Annotated in this window: 19 protein-coding genes; 16 read left to right on the forward strand and 3 right to left on the reverse strand. The window is 54.2% G+C overall.

The genetic code is table 11. The annotated features are described in order from the left end of the window. The first annotated feature begins 106 nt into the window (after positions 1–106). The 10 genes from KF947_RS21865 (at position 107) to moaE (ending at position 7,979) form a co-directional block, all read left to right on the forward strand. Positions 107–733 carry a riboflavin synthase subunit alpha gene (locus tag KF947_RS21865; RefSeq protein WP_133733518.1) on the forward strand — a complete coding sequence of 209 codons (627 nt, stop codon included), beginning with the start codon at positions 107–109 and terminating at the stop codon, positions 731–733. Between the two features lie 208 nt (positions 734–941). After that, a complete protein-coding gene (locus tag KF947_RS21870; protein WP_133733517.1) occupies positions 942–2,240 on the forward strand; it encodes an NCS2 family permease in 1,299 nt (432 codons plus the stop codon). Positions 2,241–2,279: 39 nt separating this feature from the next. Continuing rightward, entirely contained in the window at positions 2,280–2,825 is a 546-nt protein-coding gene (locus KF947_RS21875) for an adenine phosphoribosyltransferase (RefSeq protein WP_071693411.1), read from the forward strand. Between the two features lie 6 nt (positions 2,826–2,831). Beyond that, complete coding sequence (gene gpt / locus KF947_RS21880) at positions 2,832–3,311, forward strand: xanthine phosphoribosyltransferase (RefSeq protein ID WP_009286932.1); 480 nt, start codon at positions 2,832–2,834, stop codon at positions 3,309–3,311. A 2-nt stretch (positions 3,312–3,313) separates the two neighbouring features. Continuing rightward, positions 3,314–3,997, forward strand: coding sequence for a uracil-DNA glycosylase (gene ung / locus KF947_RS21885; RefSeq protein ID WP_208862740.1), 684 nt, complete (start codon positions 3,314–3,316; stop codon positions 3,995–3,997). A gap of 95 nt (positions 3,998–4,092) precedes the next feature. Continuing rightward, positions 4,093–4,722, forward strand: a complete 630-nt coding sequence (gene upp / locus KF947_RS21890; RefSeq protein ID WP_227405111.1) for a uracil phosphoribosyltransferase — start codon at positions 4,093–4,095, stop codon at positions 4,720–4,722. Between the two features lie 87 nt (positions 4,723–4,809). Further along, the gene (locus KF947_RS21895; protein ID WP_133733515.1) at positions 4,810–6,042 is read left to right on the forward strand and encodes a uracil-xanthine permease family protein; all 1,233 of its coding nucleotides are present in this window, start codon (positions 4,810–4,812) and stop codon (positions 6,040–6,042) included. Positions 6,043–6,113: 71 nt separating this feature from the next. Next, a complete protein-coding gene (gene mobB, locus KF947_RS21900) occupies positions 6,114–6,707 on the forward strand; it encodes a molybdopterin-guanine dinucleotide biosynthesis protein B (RefSeq protein ID WP_133733514.1) in 594 nt (197 codons plus the stop codon). 4 nt (positions 6,708–6,711) lie between these two features. Further along, complete coding sequence (gene moaC / locus KF947_RS21905; RefSeq protein WP_227405112.1) at positions 6,712–7,509, forward strand: cyclic pyranopterin monophosphate synthase MoaC; 798 nt, start codon at positions 6,712–6,714, stop codon at positions 7,507–7,509. A 2-nt stretch (positions 7,510–7,511) separates the two neighbouring features. Further along, positions 7,512–7,979 carry a molybdopterin synthase catalytic subunit MoaE gene (gene moaE, locus KF947_RS21910; RefSeq protein ID WP_264478626.1) on the forward strand — a complete coding sequence of 156 codons (468 nt, stop codon included), beginning with the start codon at positions 7,512–7,514 and terminating at the stop codon, positions 7,977–7,979. Between the two features lie 33 nt (positions 7,980–8,012). Here moaE and KF947_RS21915 read toward each other — a convergent pair whose 3' ends face one another. Then, complete coding sequence (locus KF947_RS21915; protein ID WP_133733537.1) at positions 8,013–9,623, reverse strand: ribonuclease J; 1,611 nt, start codon at positions 9,621–9,623, stop codon at positions 8,013–8,015. Positions 9,624–9,853: 230 nt separating this feature from the next. On the opposite strand from KF947_RS21915, the gene purU reads away from it, so the two are divergent. Then, complete coding sequence (gene purU, locus KF947_RS21920) at positions 9,854–10,708, forward strand: formyltetrahydrofolate deformylase (RefSeq protein ID WP_133733512.1); 855 nt, start codon at positions 9,854–9,856, stop codon at positions 10,706–10,708. Positions 10,709–10,732: 24 nt separating this feature from the next. Next, complete coding sequence (locus tag KF947_RS21925; RefSeq protein ID WP_133733511.1) at positions 10,733–11,404, forward strand: energy-coupling factor ABC transporter permease; 672 nt, start codon at positions 10,733–10,735, stop codon at positions 11,402–11,404. 172 nt (positions 11,405–11,576) lie between these two features. On the opposite strand, the gene lexA is transcribed toward KF947_RS21925, so the two are convergent. Continuing rightward, entirely contained in the window at positions 11,577–12,257 is a 681-nt protein-coding gene (gene lexA / locus KF947_RS21930) for a transcriptional repressor LexA (protein ID WP_227405113.1), read from the reverse strand. Positions 12,258–12,668: 411 nt separating this feature from the next. Here lexA and KF947_RS21935 point away from each other — a divergent pair, with 411 nt between their 5' ends. The 4 genes from KF947_RS21935 (at position 12,669) to KF947_RS21950 (ending at position 15,773) form a co-directional block, all read left to right on the forward strand. Then, positions 12,669–13,361, forward strand: a complete 693-nt coding sequence (locus tag KF947_RS21935; RefSeq protein WP_133733509.1) for a TetR/AcrR family transcriptional regulator — start codon at positions 12,669–12,671, stop codon at positions 13,359–13,361. Continuing rightward, complete coding sequence (locus KF947_RS21940) at positions 13,339–13,875, forward strand: L,D-transpeptidase (RefSeq protein ID WP_133733508.1); 537 nt, start codon at positions 13,339–13,341, stop codon at positions 13,873–13,875. Before KF947_RS21935 ends, KF947_RS21940 begins: the two co-directional genes overlap by 23 nt. 242 nt (positions 13,876–14,117) lie before the next feature. Next, positions 14,118–15,149 carry a beta-N-acetylhexosaminidase gene (gene nagZ / locus KF947_RS21945; protein WP_133733507.1) on the forward strand — a complete coding sequence of 344 codons (1,032 nt, stop codon included), beginning with the start codon at positions 14,118–14,120 and terminating at the stop codon, positions 15,147–15,149. 45 nt (positions 15,150–15,194) lie between these two features. Next, positions 15,195–15,773 (forward strand): hypoxanthine-guanine phosphoribosyltransferase, encoded by a 579-nt coding sequence (locus tag KF947_RS21950; protein WP_009286922.1) that lies wholly within the window; start codon positions 15,195–15,197, stop codon positions 15,771–15,773. A 43-nt stretch (positions 15,774–15,816) separates the two neighbouring features. Here the strand turns inward: KF947_RS21950 and KF947_RS21955 are convergent, their stop codons facing one another. Next, complete coding sequence (locus tag KF947_RS21955) at positions 15,817–16,650, reverse strand: pyruvate, water dikinase regulatory protein (protein ID WP_227405114.1); 834 nt, start codon at positions 16,648–16,650, stop codon at positions 15,817–15,819. Positions 16,651–16,660: the final 10 nt, after the last annotated feature.

Below are 16,660 nucleotides of genomic sequence, written 5' to 3' on the forward strand. Positions count from 1 at the left end.
CTTGCGCCAATGATTTAATGTTTTGGCTGCACAGGCCTTACTGCTCGGTCTTTACGACTCAATTTTTACCACACGGTTTTTACTACATTTAGGAGAGAAGAGCCTTATGTTTACTGGCATTGTGCAAGGGGTAGCCAGAGTAGTGGCGGTGCGTGAGCTAGAGGATTTTCGTGTGCATGTGGTGGAGTTGCCGCCCTCAATGCGTGAGGGGCTTGAGATCGGAGCGTCCGTTGCTCATAACGGCGTTTGCTTAACAGTAACGGCGATTGAGGGCAGCAACGTTAGTTTTGATTTGATGCGTGAAACGTTGCGATTGACTAATCTTGGTGCAATCACCCCTGGGCAATGCGTCAATATAGAGCGCGCTGCGCGTTTTGGTGATGAAATCGGTGGGCACTCCATGTCGGGCCATATTATATCCATGGCAGAAGTAGTGGCCATCGAAGAGGCGCCCAACAACCGTCGGCTGTGGTTCTCGCTACCCGAAAGGCTGGGCCGATTCGTGTTTGAAAAGGGCTACATCGGGGTAGACGGCATCAGCTTAACCATTGGCGATGTACGCGTTACTGAGAGTGGGGCCGTGGAGTTCAGCGTCAATTTAATTCCTGAAACGCTGTCGCGCACCATTCTTCAGGATCGTGCACCTGGGGATCAGGTCAATATTGAAATTGACCCGCAAACCCAGGTAATCGTTGAAACCGTTGAGCGCATATTGTCGCAACAGAACCGGTAATGTTGTTTATTGGTTGTTGGGCTGACCGATCGGTTAGATCATGGCCTGAAGATTGCTAGGTATTCGGCAGCGGAGCGGTTTCCGCCGACATTGGTCGCCATGCTAAGAGGCTCGCGTCGAGGCGCGCGTTTCGGTAGTATGTGCGGCTTTTCTCAGCACCAGAATGCATACACGTCATGCGACGTTAGCGCTAAGGACAACAAACTTCATGAAACTTCTGGATAACTATTTCAAGCTCTCCGAGCAAAAAACCAACGTGAAAACAGAAGTTATCGCAGGGATTACCACCTTCCTGACGATGGCCTACATCATCTTTGTAAACCCGAGCATCCTGTCTGAGGCGGGGATGGACTACGGCGCGGTGTTCGTGGCGACGTGTCTCGCAGCGGCGATTGGCTGTTTCGTCATGGGGATGTGGGCTAACTACCCGATTGCCCAGGCGCCCGGTATGGGCTTGAACGCCTTTTTCACCTACGGCGTGGTGTTGGGGATGGGCTATACCTGGGAAGCCGCGTTGGGTGCGGTCTTCTTCTCCGGCTTAACCTTCTTCTTGCTAAGTATTTTTAAAATTCGCGAGTGGATTATTAACTCCATTCCCATGACGCTTAGGCTAGGTATCGCCGCCGGTATAGGTTTGTTCTTGGCGATGATTGCGCTTAAGAACGCCGGTATTGTGGTTGCCAACCCTGCGACCTTTGTTTCCCTGGGTGATCTTTCCCAACCTCCGGCTATTTATGCGCTGCTGGGCTTCTTTGTGATTACCGCGCTATCTTACTTGCGAGTGACGGGTGCCGTCATGATCGGGATTTTGGGTATTACTATTGCTGCAATGGTGCTTGGCCATAACGAATACGGCGGTCTGATGTCGATGCCGCCCTCTATTGCACCTACCTTTATGGCAATGGATTTGGTGGGCGCGCTGGATGTAGCAATGCTTAGCGTGATCTTTGCCTTCTTGTTTGTAGATCTCTTCGATACCTCAGGCACACTGGTTGGCGTTGCTCACCGCGGCAAGTTGCTGGACAAGGATGGCAAGTTACCACGCATTGGTCGTGCCATGATGGCCGACAGTACCGCGTCAATGGCGGGTGCCGCCCTGGGTACTTCCACTACGACGAGCTACATTGAATCTACTGCGGGTATCGCATCGGGTGGCCGTACTGGGTTAACGGCGGTAGTGGTTGGCGTTTTGTTCCTGATCAGCCTCTTCTTTGCTCCGCTGGCGGGTTCAATTCCAGCCTACGCTACCGCGGGTGCACTGCTGTATGTAGCGGTGTTAATGGCAGGTAGTTTGGCCCACGCTAATTGGGAAGACCCCACTGATGCCGCGCCGGTACTGATTGCTGCCCTGGCGATGCCACTGACATTTTCGATTGCCGAAGGTATCGCGCTTGGCTTTATTAGCTATGTGGCGATCAAAACGCTGTCGGGCCGCTTTGCCGACCTGAACCCGGCGGTGATTATTTTGGCGCTGCTGTTTGCGACAAGATATCTTTTCTTGGTTTGATTAATCATTACCACTTTTTATTACTCAATGAGAGACGCGATGAGCATCTACGGCGACTACATTAAGTCCGTTATTCGCACGGTTCCTGATTGGCCTGAACAAGGGGTGAATTTTCGTGATATCACCCCGTTGCTGCAAAATAGTGCGGCCTTTCGCAAACTGATCGATAGCTTCGTTCATCGCTATCAGGAGATGAACCTGGATGCCATCGCGGCGATTGATGCGCGTGGTTTTATCATTGGCGCGCCGCTTGCGTATGAGTTGGGCTGCAGCTTTGTGCCGGTGCGTAAGAAGGGCAAGCTACCCTTCAAGACCATCAGCGAGACGTATACGCTGGAATATGGGCATTCTGAAGTGGAACTGCACTCCGATGCGTTCCAGAAAGATGATCGTATCCTGCTAATGGATGACCTGATCGCCACCGGTGGCACCATGCTGGCAGCGGCCAACTTGATCCAGCGCAGCGGAGGCCAGGTGGTTGAGACAGCCACTATTATCGATCTACCCGAGCTGGGTGGTTCACAGAAAATTCGCGATGCCGGTTACAGCGTATTCGCCGTTTGTTCTTTCAATGAAGACGAGTAATTCCCCATGAGCAGCGATCGCTACCACCAACACTTCACCGTCTCCTGGGATCAGTTGCACCGTGATGTGCGTACGCTTTGTCACCAGATGATCGAACGTGACTTTAAAGGCATCGTAGCGATTACCCGGGGCGGGTTAATTCCCGCCGCGCTGATTGCTCGGGAGCTTAATATCCGCTTGATCGATACCGTGTGTATTAAAAGCTACGACCATATGGATCAAGGCGGCCTGGATATTATGAAGGGCGTCGATCATGACGGTGAAGGCTGGTTGCTGGTCGATGACTTGGTGGATACCGGCAAAACGGCGCGGGCAGTACGCAAAATGCTGCCTAAAGCTCACTTTGTGACTATCTATGCCAAGCCGGACGGCCGCCCCCTGGTGGATCAATATCTGACTGAAGTTGCCCAGCAGTGCTGGATTCAATTCCCGTGGGATATGGGCGTGGCCTACGTTGAGCCGCTTGTTGATCAAATGAAGAGGTAATAATGGCCAATCCGCTTCCCGACGATTGGAGTCAGTGGCTGGGTAATGAGTTTCAGGCTGACTATATGCTGGCGCTAAAAGATTTTTTGGCCCAGCAAAAAGCCGCGAAGAAGATCATATATCCCCACTCAACGCAGTGGTTTCGTGCCTTTGAGCTGACCCCGTTGAACGAAGTGAAGGTGGTTATTTTAGGCCAGGATCCCTACCACGGGCCCAATCAGGCCCACGGGTTATGCTTTTCCGTGCAGCCCGGGGTACCCGTGCCGCCGTCGCTGGTCAACATCTACAAAGAGTTGGCCACCGATGTCGGTTTTACCCCCGTGCGCCACGGCCATCTAGAAGCATGGGCCAAGCAGGGCGTGCTGTTGCTAAACACCTCGCTGACCGTGGAGCAGGGCAATGCGGCCTCGCATCGCGGTAAAGGGTGGGAGCCGTTCACTGACCGCGCGATTGAAACCGTCAGCCAGCACGCGCCGCCGTGTGTGTTTCTGCTCTGGGGCAGTCATGCCCGCCAGAAGAAGGCACTGATCGACCAGGGGCGCCACTTGATACTGGAAGCCCCGCACCCTTCACCGCTTTCTGCGCACCGGGGTTTTTTTGGCACTCGGCATTTTTCCCAAGCCAATCAATTTCTGCAAGCGCAAGGGCGAGCACCTATCGAGTGGCAATTGCCGGAAACCCCTTAACCTTGTAAGTGGTTGCGGGTAGAATACGCGCAATTTTGTGCCTAGTTGATGCAACCTTGGTTGCCATTCTGAATCCCCTGCAGTGAGGAAGTCCCATGAGTGTTTACGCCATTAACCATCCGCTTGTACAACATAAGCTGGGTCTGATGCGCGAAGTTGACCTGAGCACTAAGAGCTTTCGTGAACTGGCAGGTGAAGTCGCCAAGCTGCTGACCTATGAAGCAACCAAAGGTCTTGAACTGGAATATCATGAAATTCAGGGATGGAACGGTGAGCCAATTGCAACGCGTCGATTAAAAGGTAAAAAAGTCACCGTCGTACCGATTCTGCGTGCCGGGCTTGGCATGCTGGAAGGCGTAACGGATTTAATTCCGAGTGCGCGGGTAAGCGTTGTAGGTCTTTATCGTGATGAAGAGACGCTGCAGCCGGTGCCTTACTTTGCCAAGTTTGCCAACGATATCGAAGAGCGCATGGCGATCGTGATAGATCCCATGCTGGCCACCGGTGGTTCGATGGTCGCAACACTGGATATGCTGCGTGAGCGAGGCTGTGAGCATATGAAGGTGATCGTGCTCGTCGCCGCCCCTGAAGGTATCAAGCGGGTGCAGGACGCTTACCCCGATATTGAAATTTACACCGCCTCAATAGATGACCGCCTCGACGAAAATGGCTACATCGTCCCCGGATTGGGTGACGCTGGCGATAAGATTTTCGGAACGCGCTAAGCGTCCTTATATTGATTGCCCCTTACGCTTAGCGTCAGGGGCATTTTTTTGCACACCTGCTATTCAATAAACACTAGGAATTCACTTATGCGTGAAGCTGCCAGTCAGGCTGAGTCGTGGCCGAAAATCATCTTAACCGGCGCACAAATGCTGTTTGTAGCGTTTGGCGCCTTGGTGCTAGTACCGCTTTTGACAGGACTAGACCCAAGCGTTGCCCTGTTCACGGCTGGGGTGGGCACGCTGGTATTTCATGGGGTGACCAAGCAGAGCGTGCCGGTGTTTTTGGCCTCATCGTTTGCCTTTATAGCGCCTATCCAAGGCTCTGTGGCGAGCTTTGGAGTTTCGGCGACCATGGGTGGGCTAATGGCGGCGGGGCTGGTCTATGTGGCGATCTCACAGGCTGTGCGTTTAAAAGGCACTGCCTGGCTGCACCGTTTGCTGCCCGCCGTGGTGGTGGGGCCGGTGATTATGGTGATTGGCCTGGCGCTGGCGCCGGTGGCAGTTAGCATGGCGACCGGTGAAACCAGCGATAACATCGGTTATGGCGCAGCGATTTTCTTATCAATGACCAGCTTGCTGGTAACCCTGGTGCTGGCGGTATTTGGTCGCGGGCTACTTCGCCTTGTACCGATTATGGGCGGCATTGTCACGGGCTATTTGTTAGCGTTGTTGATGGGGGTGGTTGACTTTACGCCGGTGCACGAGGCGCAGTGGCTATCGATCCCCAGCTTTACCGCACCCAGTTTTCATTGGGCTGCCATTCTATTTATGATTCCGGTCGCTATTGCCCCAGCGGTAGAGCACATTGGTGATATGGTGGCGATTGGCTCAGTGACTCGCAAAAACTACCTGGAAAAGCCTGGCCTACACCGCACCCTGTTAGGCGACGGCTTGGCGACCAGCGTAGCAGCGCTATTCGGCGGACCGCCGAACACCACGTACTCGGAAGTCACCGGAGCGGTAACCCTCACTCGGGCGTTTAATCCCAAGTACATGATCGTTGCAGCGATTATTGCCATTGTGCTGGCGTTTGTGTCCAAGCTTGGCGCGCTGCTGCAAACCATTCCTGGGCCGGTAATGGGCGGTATAATGACGCTGTTGTTTGGTTCCATTGCGGTCGTCGGTATGAACACCCTGGTACGTGCCGGGCAATCGCTGACGGCACCGCGCAATTTAGTCGTGGTTTCACTGATACTGGTGTTCGGGATTGGCGGCATGCAGTTTGGCGGTGGCCAGTTTACGCTCCAGGGCGTTAGTCTAGCCGCCTTGGTGGGTATTGTGTTGAACTGGCTATTACCCCGTGAGCAAGAGGGCGAGTAGAGTCATTCTCTATAACGCTGTGTGAAACGGTAGAACGGTAGCGTTTAGTGATTATCAGGAGTCTCGGCAGCATGGAAAACGAACTAACCGCATCCTTTCCAGTATTGGGGATTGCTGCCTGGAGCGGCACCGGAAAAACGACGCTGTTAGAGAAGCTGCTACCACGATTAGGCGAGTATGGCTTAAACGTCGCGGTGATTAAGCATGCTCACCATTCGTTTGATGTCGACCAGCCCGGCAAGGATAGTTATAAGCTGCGCAGCGCAGGTGCCGCACCGGTGCTAGTGGCTTCCCGTCAGCGGTTTGCGCTGATGCAGGAAACCCCCGGCCAGGATGAGCCTGATTTAGGCCAGTTAATTGCCATGATGGTGCCGCACAAACCTGACCTGGTGATTGTCGAGGGTTTCAAGGCTTGGCCGATTCCCAAGCTGGTGTTATACCGCGACGGGATTGGCGATGCGGCGATTTTAACCGGCCAGTGGGTTGAGGCCGTCGCGCTCAGTGCGCCACCGCCTATCGACCTGGCGGCTTCGGTGGCTCAGTTAGATCTAGACGATAGCGAAGCGGTTGCACAATGGGTAGTGACCTGGTTAAGCGCTAAAAACGATACGATGTCTTCAAAAAATACGTCTTCAAAACATATGCCTTCAAAACAGCAATGGTGAAAACATGCATCTGACCCACCTTAATACCCGTGGCGAAGCCAATATGGTGGACGTCGGCGATAAGCAAGAAACCCGTCGCGAAGCCGTCGCCTCGGGGCGCATTGTGATGCAACCTGAAACGCTGAAACTGCTTAGTGATGGTGAACTGCCCAAGGGCGATGTGCTGGCCACCGCGCGAATCGCTGGTATCCAGGCGGCCAAACGCACCCATGAGCTGATTCCTCTCTGCCATTCACTGGCGCTCTCCAAGGTGTCGGTTGAGTTCGATATCGATATGGCCGAATCCTGTGTTCATGTGACCTCGCTGTGTCGCTTGAATGGACGCACCGGGGTTGAAATGGAAGCCCTTACCGCCGTCTCAGTAGCCTGTTTGACGCTTTACGATATGTGCAAAGCGGTCGATAAAGGTATGCGTATTGAGGCCATCCAGCTCGATAGCAAGCAGGGTGGGCTGCGCGGCGACTATCAGCGTATGAGTGCCCAGGCTCCGATTGTTACCGGTGACGGTGTAGCCGGAGAAGTCAGCTTGGGCGAGCGCTGCCCTTCACCCTGTGTGCGGGTTAAGTTTTTAGCCGAACTACGCGAGCGGGTAGGCGAGAGTGAGGCCGTCGTGAGTCTTGATCAACTGGCTAGCCGCGACATTAGCGGATTAAAAGCCGCGCTGGCCGAGCAGGATAGTCGCTTTAAACAGCTTACCGACCAGCGTACGCTGTGTGCGATTAACCAGGTCATGGCCAATGACGAGGCGTTAGTGACCGATGATGACGAAGTGGCGTTTTTCCCGCCAGTAACAGGGGGGTGAGGGTGGATAATAAGCTGGATATTAAAGTAGTCATTCAAGCAGACCCGTTCTCAATGGCCTACGGCTATGACGATGCCTTGGCGGGGCGCAGCGATATTGGCGCAGTGGTGAGTTTTACCGGCCTTGTGCGTGATTTTAATGAAACGCCGGACGTCACAGGGTTAACGCTGGAGCACTACCCGGGCATGACCGAACGTACGCTGACGGAGATTGGTGAGCAGGCCTGGCAGCGCTGGTCGCTCCAGGCGGTACGAATCATTCACCGCGTCGGTTACCTGGGGCCCGGCGATCCGATTGTGCGCGTGCTGGTGGCTAGCGCGCATCGGCGTGAAGCGTTTGAAGCCTGCGATTTTATTATGGATTTTCTGAAAACCCAGGCGCCTTTCTGGAAGAAAGAGCACTCTACCCAGGGCGAGTATTGGGTCAAAGAGCGCCACTCCGACCAACAGGATGCCGCGCGGTGGGAATGAGTTTCCCGCGTCGTTGCTCGCGATGACTTGGCGCTAGCGATTAGCCGCATTTTTCAAGATGGGTTGTTCGGGCATTTCGGCGGCCATAATCTGTAGGTGCACGTCGGGCAGGTGCTGCATATGCTCCGCTAACCAGTGAACCAAGCGGGGCTGCAATGCCTGGCGCAAGTCGGCAAGCGTCTCTGCAGCAATCTCATCAAGCTGATCGTCCAGCCAATCGCTAAAGCTATCTTCATCCAGCGGGCTGGCCCCCGAGGCATCCAGCATCAAGCGACCAATACGCGCCCATCCTGTCTCAGTAGCCGTCACCGGCAGCGCTAAGTATAAGCTGCCGCGACGGGCCTTGCTGGCGTCGTTTACCTCGAGGCCAGGGTGGGGTACCACACTGTTTTGACTGACAATGCAGGGCGGCTGCGGATAGCGCGCCTCACAGCGCAGCCCGTGGCTATCGAAGAAAATTAGATCACCATTCACCGGCGCTAGCGGCGCGCTAACGCCCAGCTGTTGGGCAATTGCCTGATGAGCCTGCTGGTGGCGCACTTCGCCATGCACTGGCATAAGATGCTTGGGTCTTACCCACTGGTAAAGCTTGATGAGCTCATCCTCAGCTGGATGCCCGGTGGCATGCAACTCAGGATGATTGACCTCGTCATAGATGCTGACACCTAAGTGCGCCAAGCGCTTTTTAAGCTGCTCAATGGGGCGCTCATTGCCGGGGATGGCTTTAGCCGAAAAGATGACGTTATCGCCCGGCTGAAGATCCACAAAAGGGTGCCGCCCCTGAGCTAGACGCTGTAGTGCAGCGCGGGGTTCACCCTGGCTGCCGGTGGCGATAATCACCACTTCATCCGGGGGGAGGTAACCTAAGTCATGATTGGGCACCAGCGGCGGTAAATCATCCATATAGCCAAGCCCACGTGCAACGCTGACCATGCGCTCCATAGAACGGCCCATCAAGCTGATGCGGCGGCCACATTGATGGGCTGCGCGCCCTATCGCTAACACCCGGGCAAGATTGCTGGCAAAGCAGGAGACCACTACGCGGCCCTGGCAGTTGCTGAGAGTTTTTGCCAGCGCCCGGGCGACGTCCCCCTCGCTGCCTGAGTGCCCGGGCATGGGGGCGTTAGTAGAATCGCCCACCACTAAATCAACTGGCGCAAGCGCCTTGAACTGGGCCGCGCTTATCGGCGTGCCGATGATCGGTTCAGGATCGAGTTTCCAGTCGCCGGTATGTAGAACGCGATAGCCTCCGGCCATCATGATCAGCGCACAGCTTTCGGGAATCGAGTGGGTTAAAAGCAGATAGCGCAGCGTAAATGGCCCGCTTTCCAACGCCTCGCCAGGTTCAATAACATGGATTGCTGCGCTGCTAAGCTGATGCTCGGCAAATTTTAGCCGCAACAGTCCAGCTGCCAGTGGGGTGGCATAAATGGGGCAGTTCCACATTGGCCAGAGCCAGGCGACCGCACCAATGTGGTCTTCGTGGCCATGGGTGATAAATAGCGCTTTGGGCACGATCCCTAGTGCTTTCGGCGTATCGAGATTGGGTACCTGCAGCGGCGAGTTGGGAAGATCCTGGCGGATCATCATGCCGCAGTCCACGGCTATCCAGTGCTCGTCATAGCCGTATAGCGTTAGATTCATTCCAATCTCACCGCAACCCCCCAGCGGCAAAATGCGCAGCGGTGGACGACGACGGGGACGAATTTGAACGCGTGATGAATGCATCTGTTATGAAAAACCTAAAAAGTAGTGACTTAACTATACGGGAAGGCAGGGGCGGCTAACAATCATCCTTGGCCTTCCGATACAATATGCAGCCTAAGCCGCTGGTTTGTCATAATTACCTTAGAAATAGGTCAAGAGTAGCTCACATGTCTCATTATTATCGTTTAGTGGTTTCCTGTCCTGATCGGGTAGGTATTGTTGCACGGGTTTCAAACTTTATTGCCCAGCAGGGTGGCTCCATCACCGAAGCCAGCCAGCACTCTGATTTAGAAACCGGCTGCTTTTTTATGCGCTATGAAATTCTGGCGGATTCGGTGGGTATGTCGGTGGAAGCACTGCGCGCGGCGTTTGAACCGGTGGCCAGCGAATTCAATATGCAGTGGTCACTGGTGGATACCCAGCAGCGTCGCCGCGTAGTGCTGATGGTGTCGCGGGAGTCACACTGCTTGGTAGATCTACTTTACCGCTGGCAGGCGGGTGAGCTGGATTGCGATATTGTTGGGGTTATCTCCAACCATGACGATATGCGTTCGCTGACCGAGTGGTACGGCATTCCTTACCACCATGTGCCGGTCGACCCCGACAATAAGCAAGCGTCGTTTGCCAAGGTTCAAGCTGAAATCGACAGCGCTCGCGCTGACTGCGTGGTGCTGGCGCGCTATATGCAAATACTGCCCCCCGAGCTGTGCGCGCGCTATGCGGGGCGAGTGATCAATATTCACCACAGCTTTTTGCCCTCTTTTGCCGGGGCTAAGCCTTACCATCAAGCTTACCAGCGTGGCGTTAAACTGATCGGCGCTACCTGTCACTATGTAACCGAGGAACTCGACGCAGGTCCTATCATCGAACAGGATATCCATCGTGTTAGCCACTGCCACACACCCACTGATCTAGTGCGCTTTGGACGTGATGTAGAAAAAGCCGTGCTCGCTCGGGGCTTGCGCTGGCACTTGGAAGATCGCGTGCTGGTGCACGGCAACAAGACAGTGGTATTTAGTTAACGCTCATCAACCCTAGAGGCCGCCATGTCATTTGCGCAAAGTGTACTAGCGCCCTGGGCGCTGCTGCTCACCTGGCTACTCTCGCTGGGCGTGATAGCGTGGACACTTTGGCGGCGGCCCTGGCAGGTATTGATCGAGGATACCGCGCTTCAGCACCGCTGGTTAGGCGCCACGCTGGCGGTGATGCTTATGTGGCAGCTTCGCGCGCAGGCGGTTGATTGGCTAACGCTGCACCTTGTCTTTACGGTATTGATGACACTGGTTTTTAAAGCGCCGTTAGCGCTGATCAGCAACGTGCTGATCAATATCGCCATGGTGGTGATTGGTCGCAATGAATGGATGTTGTTGGGGGCAAATGTGCTGGTTACCGGGATCGTTCCGGCGGCCGTTATTGGCACGGTATGGCGGCTGGTAGATCGCCGCCTGCCGGATAACTTGATGGTCTTTCTGTTTGCCTGCGGTTTTTTCGGCGCGGCGCTGGCAACGCTAGGGGGAGGTCTGGCGGCGGTAGTGCTGATTATCGTCGCAGGGACTGACCCTGAGGCGATCTACCTTGCCCAGGAGTACGCGCGCTTCCTGCCCTTGTTAATGCCTTCAGAGGCGTTTATTACCGGCATGCTGCTAAGTATTTTATTGGTCTATCACCCTAACTGGGTGGCCACCTTCAATGACCACCGCTATATCGACATGCAATAGTGTGGGGGCTAGCAGCCTGTCGGGCTTGACCGATCGTCGCGAGAAGCACGGATTTTGAGCCAAATTTATCGATCGATTGAGGCGAATAGCGCGCTATTTAACGAAATCGATCGAATAAAGTTGGCCAAAATACCGGGATTCGCAGTAGATCAGTGTTAAGTCCGACAGGCTGCTAGCCGAGTGCCTGGCCGTTACCGCCTCGAATCACTCCGACTCCAACGCCTTCGATATCGAGGGATTGGGAGCGCAGGTCGATTTCAATGGGCGCAAAATCAGGGTTCTCTGCAAACAGCGTCACTTGATGCCCCTGGCGTTTGAAGCGTTTAACCGTTACTTCATCGTCTAAGCGGGCAACCACGATCTGGCCATCGCGCACTCGTTCGGTGCGATGAACCGCCAATAAATCACCCTCCAAAATGCCAATATCCTTCATGGAAAGCCCGCGCACACGCAGCAGGTAGTCAGCTTTGGGCGTGAAGTACTCAGCCGGCAGGGGGCAGTAACGATCAATATGTTCAGCGGCTAAAATGGGGCTTCCAGCGGCCACCTCACCGATCACTGGCAGGCCAGCGGGCAGGGGTTCAACGTTGGCAGCGGGTAACGCGGTGACTGCGCTATCGAGGGTCTCTTGAGGTTCCTGGTTGGGCAGGCGAATGCCTCGAGACGTGTTGCGGATAATGCGAATAACGCCTTTGCGTTCCAGCGCGCGCAGGTGCTCTTCAGCCGCATTGGGGGAGCGGAAGCCGAGTGCTTTGGCAATCTCAGCACGGGTAGGAGGGTAGCCAAATTCGCCCATAGTCTTAACGATAAAATCAAACACGTGCTGTTGGCGAGCGGTTAGCGGACGCGACATACCAGACTCCATAAATAGTGAATAGACAGTAACAAGCTAAATGTCGACTTAATCAATAAGTGTTTAAGTATACAGTATGTTCCTCTGTCCAGTATATGGCCTGTCAGTGCCTATCGACTATGTCTATACAATTTTCCTAAGAAACCTCTGATTAACTATTGCGCTCGACCATACGGCGTTAAAAATCGCCTCAAAATGCTCATTTACAACCCGTAAACTCCGCTTTTTCGTTGATTTTTGCCTTGTCTGGTCTTCGCTCATTACGTTAAACAGAGGCCCCTTAATCGTTTGAAACTAAGTTTCTGCTTATTTAACCTGCCACATTTTGTCAGTAAATCAAGCGTTGAGCCCACCAAGGTTATGGCATAGTATTTTGCTATGTTTTAAACACCTGTTTCCCTGGAGAGCGACATGGCTCAATCTGATACGGTGACCCGTATACTCGATACTGCTGAGGTGCTGTTTGCAGAGCGGGGTTTTGCCGAAACTTCGCTGCGCAACATCACTAGCAAAGCGCGCGTTAACCTGGCCGCTGTTAATTACCATTTTGGTTCCAAAAAAGCCCTGATTCAGGCCGTTTTTTCCCGCTATTTGGATCCTTTTACTCAGCGTTTTCATACCGCGCTGGATGAGCTGGAAGGCCAACACGCTGGTCGTGTTATTCCACTTGAAACACTGCTCGAAACCATGGCCACCACCGTTCTTGCGGTACCCGCCGAACGTAATAGCTTAAAAGTGTTCATGCGCTTGCTCGGTCTTGCCTACAGCCAGGCACAGGGGCATCTCAGGCGCTATATCCAGCAAGAGTATGGTGATGTGTTTACCCGCTTCACCGAGCTTGTACGTAAAGCAACGCCGGATCTGCCTGACGCTGAGCGCTTTTGGCGGCTACACTTTATGCTTGGGACGGTAATATTTACCCTTTCTGGCCTCGATGCACTGCGCGATATCGCGGAGAAGGATTACCACGAACAGGTCTCGGTGCGTGATTTGGTCAGACGCTTGCTTCCTGTCGTTGTGGCTGCCATGAATGCGCCGTTACCCATGACCCTTGAAGAAGCCAAACCTGAAGAAGGAAAACATGCGAACGCCTACGCTAGCTGAGCTACCTCCCACTGAGAATATCTGGCTGGAGATTGATACTACCCAACAGGCGCTGCGCTGTTGGCGAGGGCCTAAAGTGCTCCATGAGTGTGCAATCTCCTCCGGTGCTGCTGGAAGCGGGGAGCGCAATGGCAGTGGTAAAACGCCCCACGGCTGGCATTATGTGCGAGCCGCTATTGGTGGAGACATGCCCGAAAATGCGGTGTTTCGCGGTCGTCGCTGGACGGGCGAGACCTTTTCGCCCGAACTCGCCAAAGAGCATCCTGAGCGTGATTGGATTTTGACCCGCATACTGTGGCTGTGTGGCTTGGAAAAAGGCGTGAACCGCGGTGGTCAGGTGGACTCGCAAAGGCGCTATATCTACCTGCACGGGACGCCGTATGAAGAGCCTATGGGAGTAGCTGCGTCCCACGGCTGTATTCGTGTACGCAATCCTGATCTGCTCTATATCTTTTCGTTAGCGTTGCCGGGAACACCTGTTTGGTTGCACGGTGGCCGCCAATCCTTTGATTGACCTTTTTCAATTGTTTCAAAATCCATGATCACATGGGGAGGGTAGGTTGAAGCGAGGGTCTTTCGCTTCAGGGACGGCGAAAGTAGCGCCCATGGATGGGGTAACAGCGCCCTCGCGGAAACCTGCCCTCATCATCGAAGTTTATCGATTGCCAACGACGATTGCCTTGGCAAAACTACACAGATTTTGACACCGCTAGACGATCGTCTAGAATCATCGCCCCTTTTAATGGACCTATCACGATGACTCAACCGTTAGGCCCGGTCATGCTTGACCTTGAAGGCACCAAATTGACGGCTGCAGAAAAGCGCTTGCTGCTAGACCCGACGGTCGGGGGCGTTATTCTGTTTGCCCGCAATGTCGAAAATGGCTATCAGGTTCGCAAGCTCTGCAGCGATATTCGCCGCGTGCGTGCTGATTTACTGCTCGCCGTGGATCAAGAGGGCGGTCGCGTTCAACGCATCAAAGAGGGGTTAACACGCCTGCCAGCCATGGCGCGTATCGGTGAGAGCTACCGCACCACCCCGGAAGAGGGGCTGGCGTTAGCCAAAGATGCCGGCTGGTTGTTAGGTATGGAGATGGCTGCCTGTGGTTTGGATCTGAGCTTCGCCCCGGTATTAGATGTTGAGAGCGGTCTGTCCAGCGTTATCGGCGATCGTAGTTTTAGTAGTGACCCCCAGCACGTGGCGCAACTAGGTAGCGCCTTTATTCAAGGGCTTCATGATGCCGGTATGGCTGCTGTGGGCAAGCACTTTCCCGGCCACGGCGGGGTTGCGGCGGACTCCCACGTTGCCTTGCCAGTAGACGATCGCCCGCTGGAAGTGATTAAACAGCACGATCTTGTGCCCTTTACCCAATTAGCCCCGCAGTTAGATGGGGTCATGCCGGCGCACGTTATTTATAGTGCTTTCGATACGCGCCCAGCAGGATTTTCACCCAGTTGGTTGGGTATGTTGCGGGAATCGCTTGGCTTTAAAGGCTGCGTTTTTTCTGATGATCTGAGTATGGCAGGCGCCCACGAAGCGGGAGACCCCAAAGCGCGTGCCCAGGCAGCGCTGGCAGCTGGGTGCGATATGCTATTGGTTTGTAATGACCGGGCCGCTGCGCTTGAAGTGATGGAAGCATGCCAAGGAATCAATTCTAAACGCCCCGCTAAACTGCGTTATAGCCGAGCACGGCCAGACCTAGACGCGCTGAGTGCACTGGGCCGTTGGCGTCGTACTCATGCTAAGTTGGAAGCGCTAGCGGATAAGCCGAAGCCCAGCGCTGATTAAATCCCTTACTTAAATAAAGCTTTTCACCCGCCGTGGAGTTGGTAGATGTCAAAGTTGGATAAAGAAGCATTAGAGTCGCTGGACTCGATGCGCGAGCTGATGGATAACGCCGACTGCCTAATTTCTCAGCAAGAGGTAGAGAGGGCGCTGGATCGTATGGCGGAAGAGATTACTCGGGATTTAGGCGATAAACTGCCGGTTTTTTACTGCGTAATGAATGGTGGCTTGATTACCACCGGTCATCTGCTTACCCGCTTGGGCTTTCCGCTGGAAGTGGATTATCTGCATGCCACTCGCTACCGTAACGAGCTGCGCGGAGGCGAGCTGTTTTGGCGCGTTTCACCTGAAGTGCCCATGGCGGGCCGTCACGTAGTGATTGTTGACGATATCCTGGACGAGGGTGCGACCCTGGCGGCTATTTTGGCATACTGCGAAGAAGCTCAGGCCGCCAGCGTCACCACAGCGGTACTGGTGGATAAACAGCACAACCGCAAAGCCGTGCCCGGTTTGAAAGCTGACTACTGCAGCCTTGAAGTCGCTGACCGCTACGTGTTTGGCTTTGGTATGGATTACAAAGGCTACTGGCGCAACGCACCGGGGATTTTTGCCCCCAAAGGCATGTAATTCACTGGGGGCTTGCGCAGTTTATCACTTGCGTAGTTTTGCATTAGCGGGGCGAAAAACGCCTCGCTAAGCCTGTTTCAGCAATCATCCGCGTTGAAATCTCCTCCACCGAGAAGCGCGTCGCATCGATATAAGGAATGTTCATGGTGCGGTAGAGCGACTCGGCCTGTTCCACTTCTTGTAGGCACTGATCCATTGAGCTATAGCGGCTGTTGGGGCGTCTTTCATTGCGAATTGCCGATAAGCGTCGCGCATCGATGGTTAACCCAAACAGCTTTTGCCGATGGGGCACGAGCGCTTTGGGTAACTTCAACATACCATCTTCATCTAAATCGTCTTCTGTCAGCGGATAGTTAGCTGCTCGAATGCCAAACTGCAGTGCCAGATAAAGCGAGGTAGGGGTTTTGCCGCAGCGCGAGACGCCAACCAGGATGATATCCGCTTTATCGTATTGGTGGGTGCGTGCACCGTCATCATTATCCAGCGCGAAGTGGACGGAGTGGATACGATCCATATAGACATCATCGCTGCCAATCGAGTGAGTGCGTCCAACGCTGTAGGAAGAGTGGGTCTCCAGCTCTTGCTCTAAGGGCTCCAGGAAGGTTGAAAAAATATCGACTTTAAACCCGGATGCCTGACGAATGACGTCACGAATTTGCTGATCCACAATGGTGTCGATAATGATTGGTCGATGACCATCGCGATTGGCCGTCGACTCAATAATCGCTGCTAACGCCTGCGCTTTTTCCAACGTATCGATGTAGGGCTTGGTCTGCATATCAATCTCAACATCGCTGAACTGGGCCAGCAAGCTTCGTCCTAAACTTTCCGCCGTGATGCCGGTACCATCTGAAATAAAAAAAGCCGTACGTTTCATAACTAAATCC

Origin of the sequence: Halomonas sp. FeN2 (assembly GCF_020595105.1) — a bacterium.
Taxonomy (GTDB): Bacteria; Pseudomonadota; Gammaproteobacteria; order Pseudomonadales; family Halomonadaceae; genus Vreelandella; species Vreelandella neptunia.

Coding starts and splice junctions, on each gene's coding strand:
- mobB (WP_133733514.1), top strand. CDS start 6,114: ATGGAAAACGAACTAACCGCATCCTTTCCAGTATTGGGGATTGCTGCC.
- KF947_RS21940 (WP_133733508.1), top strand. CDS start 13,339: ATGCGAACGCCTACGCTAGCTGAGCTACCTCCCACTGAGAATATCTGG.
- gpt (WP_009286932.1), top strand. CDS start 2,832: ATGAGCAGCGATCGCTACCACCAACACTTCACCGTCTCCTGGGATCAG.
- upp (WP_227405111.1), top strand. CDS start 4,093: ATGAGTGTTTACGCCATTAACCATCCGCTTGTACAACATAAGCTGGGT.
- moaC (WP_227405112.1), top strand. CDS start 6,712: ATGCATCTGACCCACCTTAATACCCGTGGCGAAGCCAATATGGTGGAC.
- KF947_RS21915 (WP_133733537.1), bottom strand. CDS start 9,623: ATGAATCTAACGCTATACGGCTATGACGAGCACTGGATAGCCGTGGAC.
- KF947_RS21875 (WP_071693411.1), top strand. CDS start 2,280: ATGAGCATCTACGGCGACTACATTAAGTCCGTTATTCGCACGGTTCCT.
- KF947_RS21865 (WP_133733518.1), top strand. CDS start 107: ATGTTTACTGGCATTGTGCAAGGGGTAGCCAGAGTAGTGGCGGTGCGT.
- KF947_RS21950 (WP_009286922.1), top strand. CDS start 15,195: ATGTCAAAGTTGGATAAAGAAGCATTAGAGTCGCTGGACTCGATGCGC.
- ung (WP_208862740.1), top strand. CDS start 3,314: ATGGCCAATCCGCTTCCCGACGATTGGAGTCAGTGGCTGGGTAATGAG.
- KF947_RS21935 (WP_133733509.1), top strand. CDS start 12,669: ATGGCTCAATCTGATACGGTGACCCGTATACTCGATACTGCTGAGGTG.
- KF947_RS21955 (WP_227405114.1), bottom strand. CDS start 16,650: ATGAAACGTACGGCTTTTTTTATTTCAGATGGTACCGGCATCACGGCG.
- KF947_RS21895 (WP_133733515.1), top strand. CDS start 4,810: ATGCGTGAAGCTGCCAGTCAGGCTGAGTCGTGGCCGAAAATCATCTTA.
- KF947_RS21870 (WP_133733517.1), top strand. CDS start 942: ATGAAACTTCTGGATAACTATTTCAAGCTCTCCGAGCAAAAAACCAAC.
- nagZ (WP_133733507.1), top strand. CDS start 14,118: ATGACTCAACCGTTAGGCCCGGTCATGCTTGACCTTGAAGGCACCAAA.
- purU (WP_133733512.1), top strand. CDS start 9,854: ATGTCTCATTATTATCGTTTAGTGGTTTCCTGTCCTGATCGGGTAGGT.
- lexA (WP_227405113.1), bottom strand. CDS start 12,257: ATGTCGCGTCCGCTAACCGCTCGCCAACAGCACGTGTTTGATTTTATC.
- KF947_RS21925 (WP_133733511.1), top strand. CDS start 10,733: ATGTCATTTGCGCAAAGTGTACTAGCGCCCTGGGCGCTGCTGCTCACC.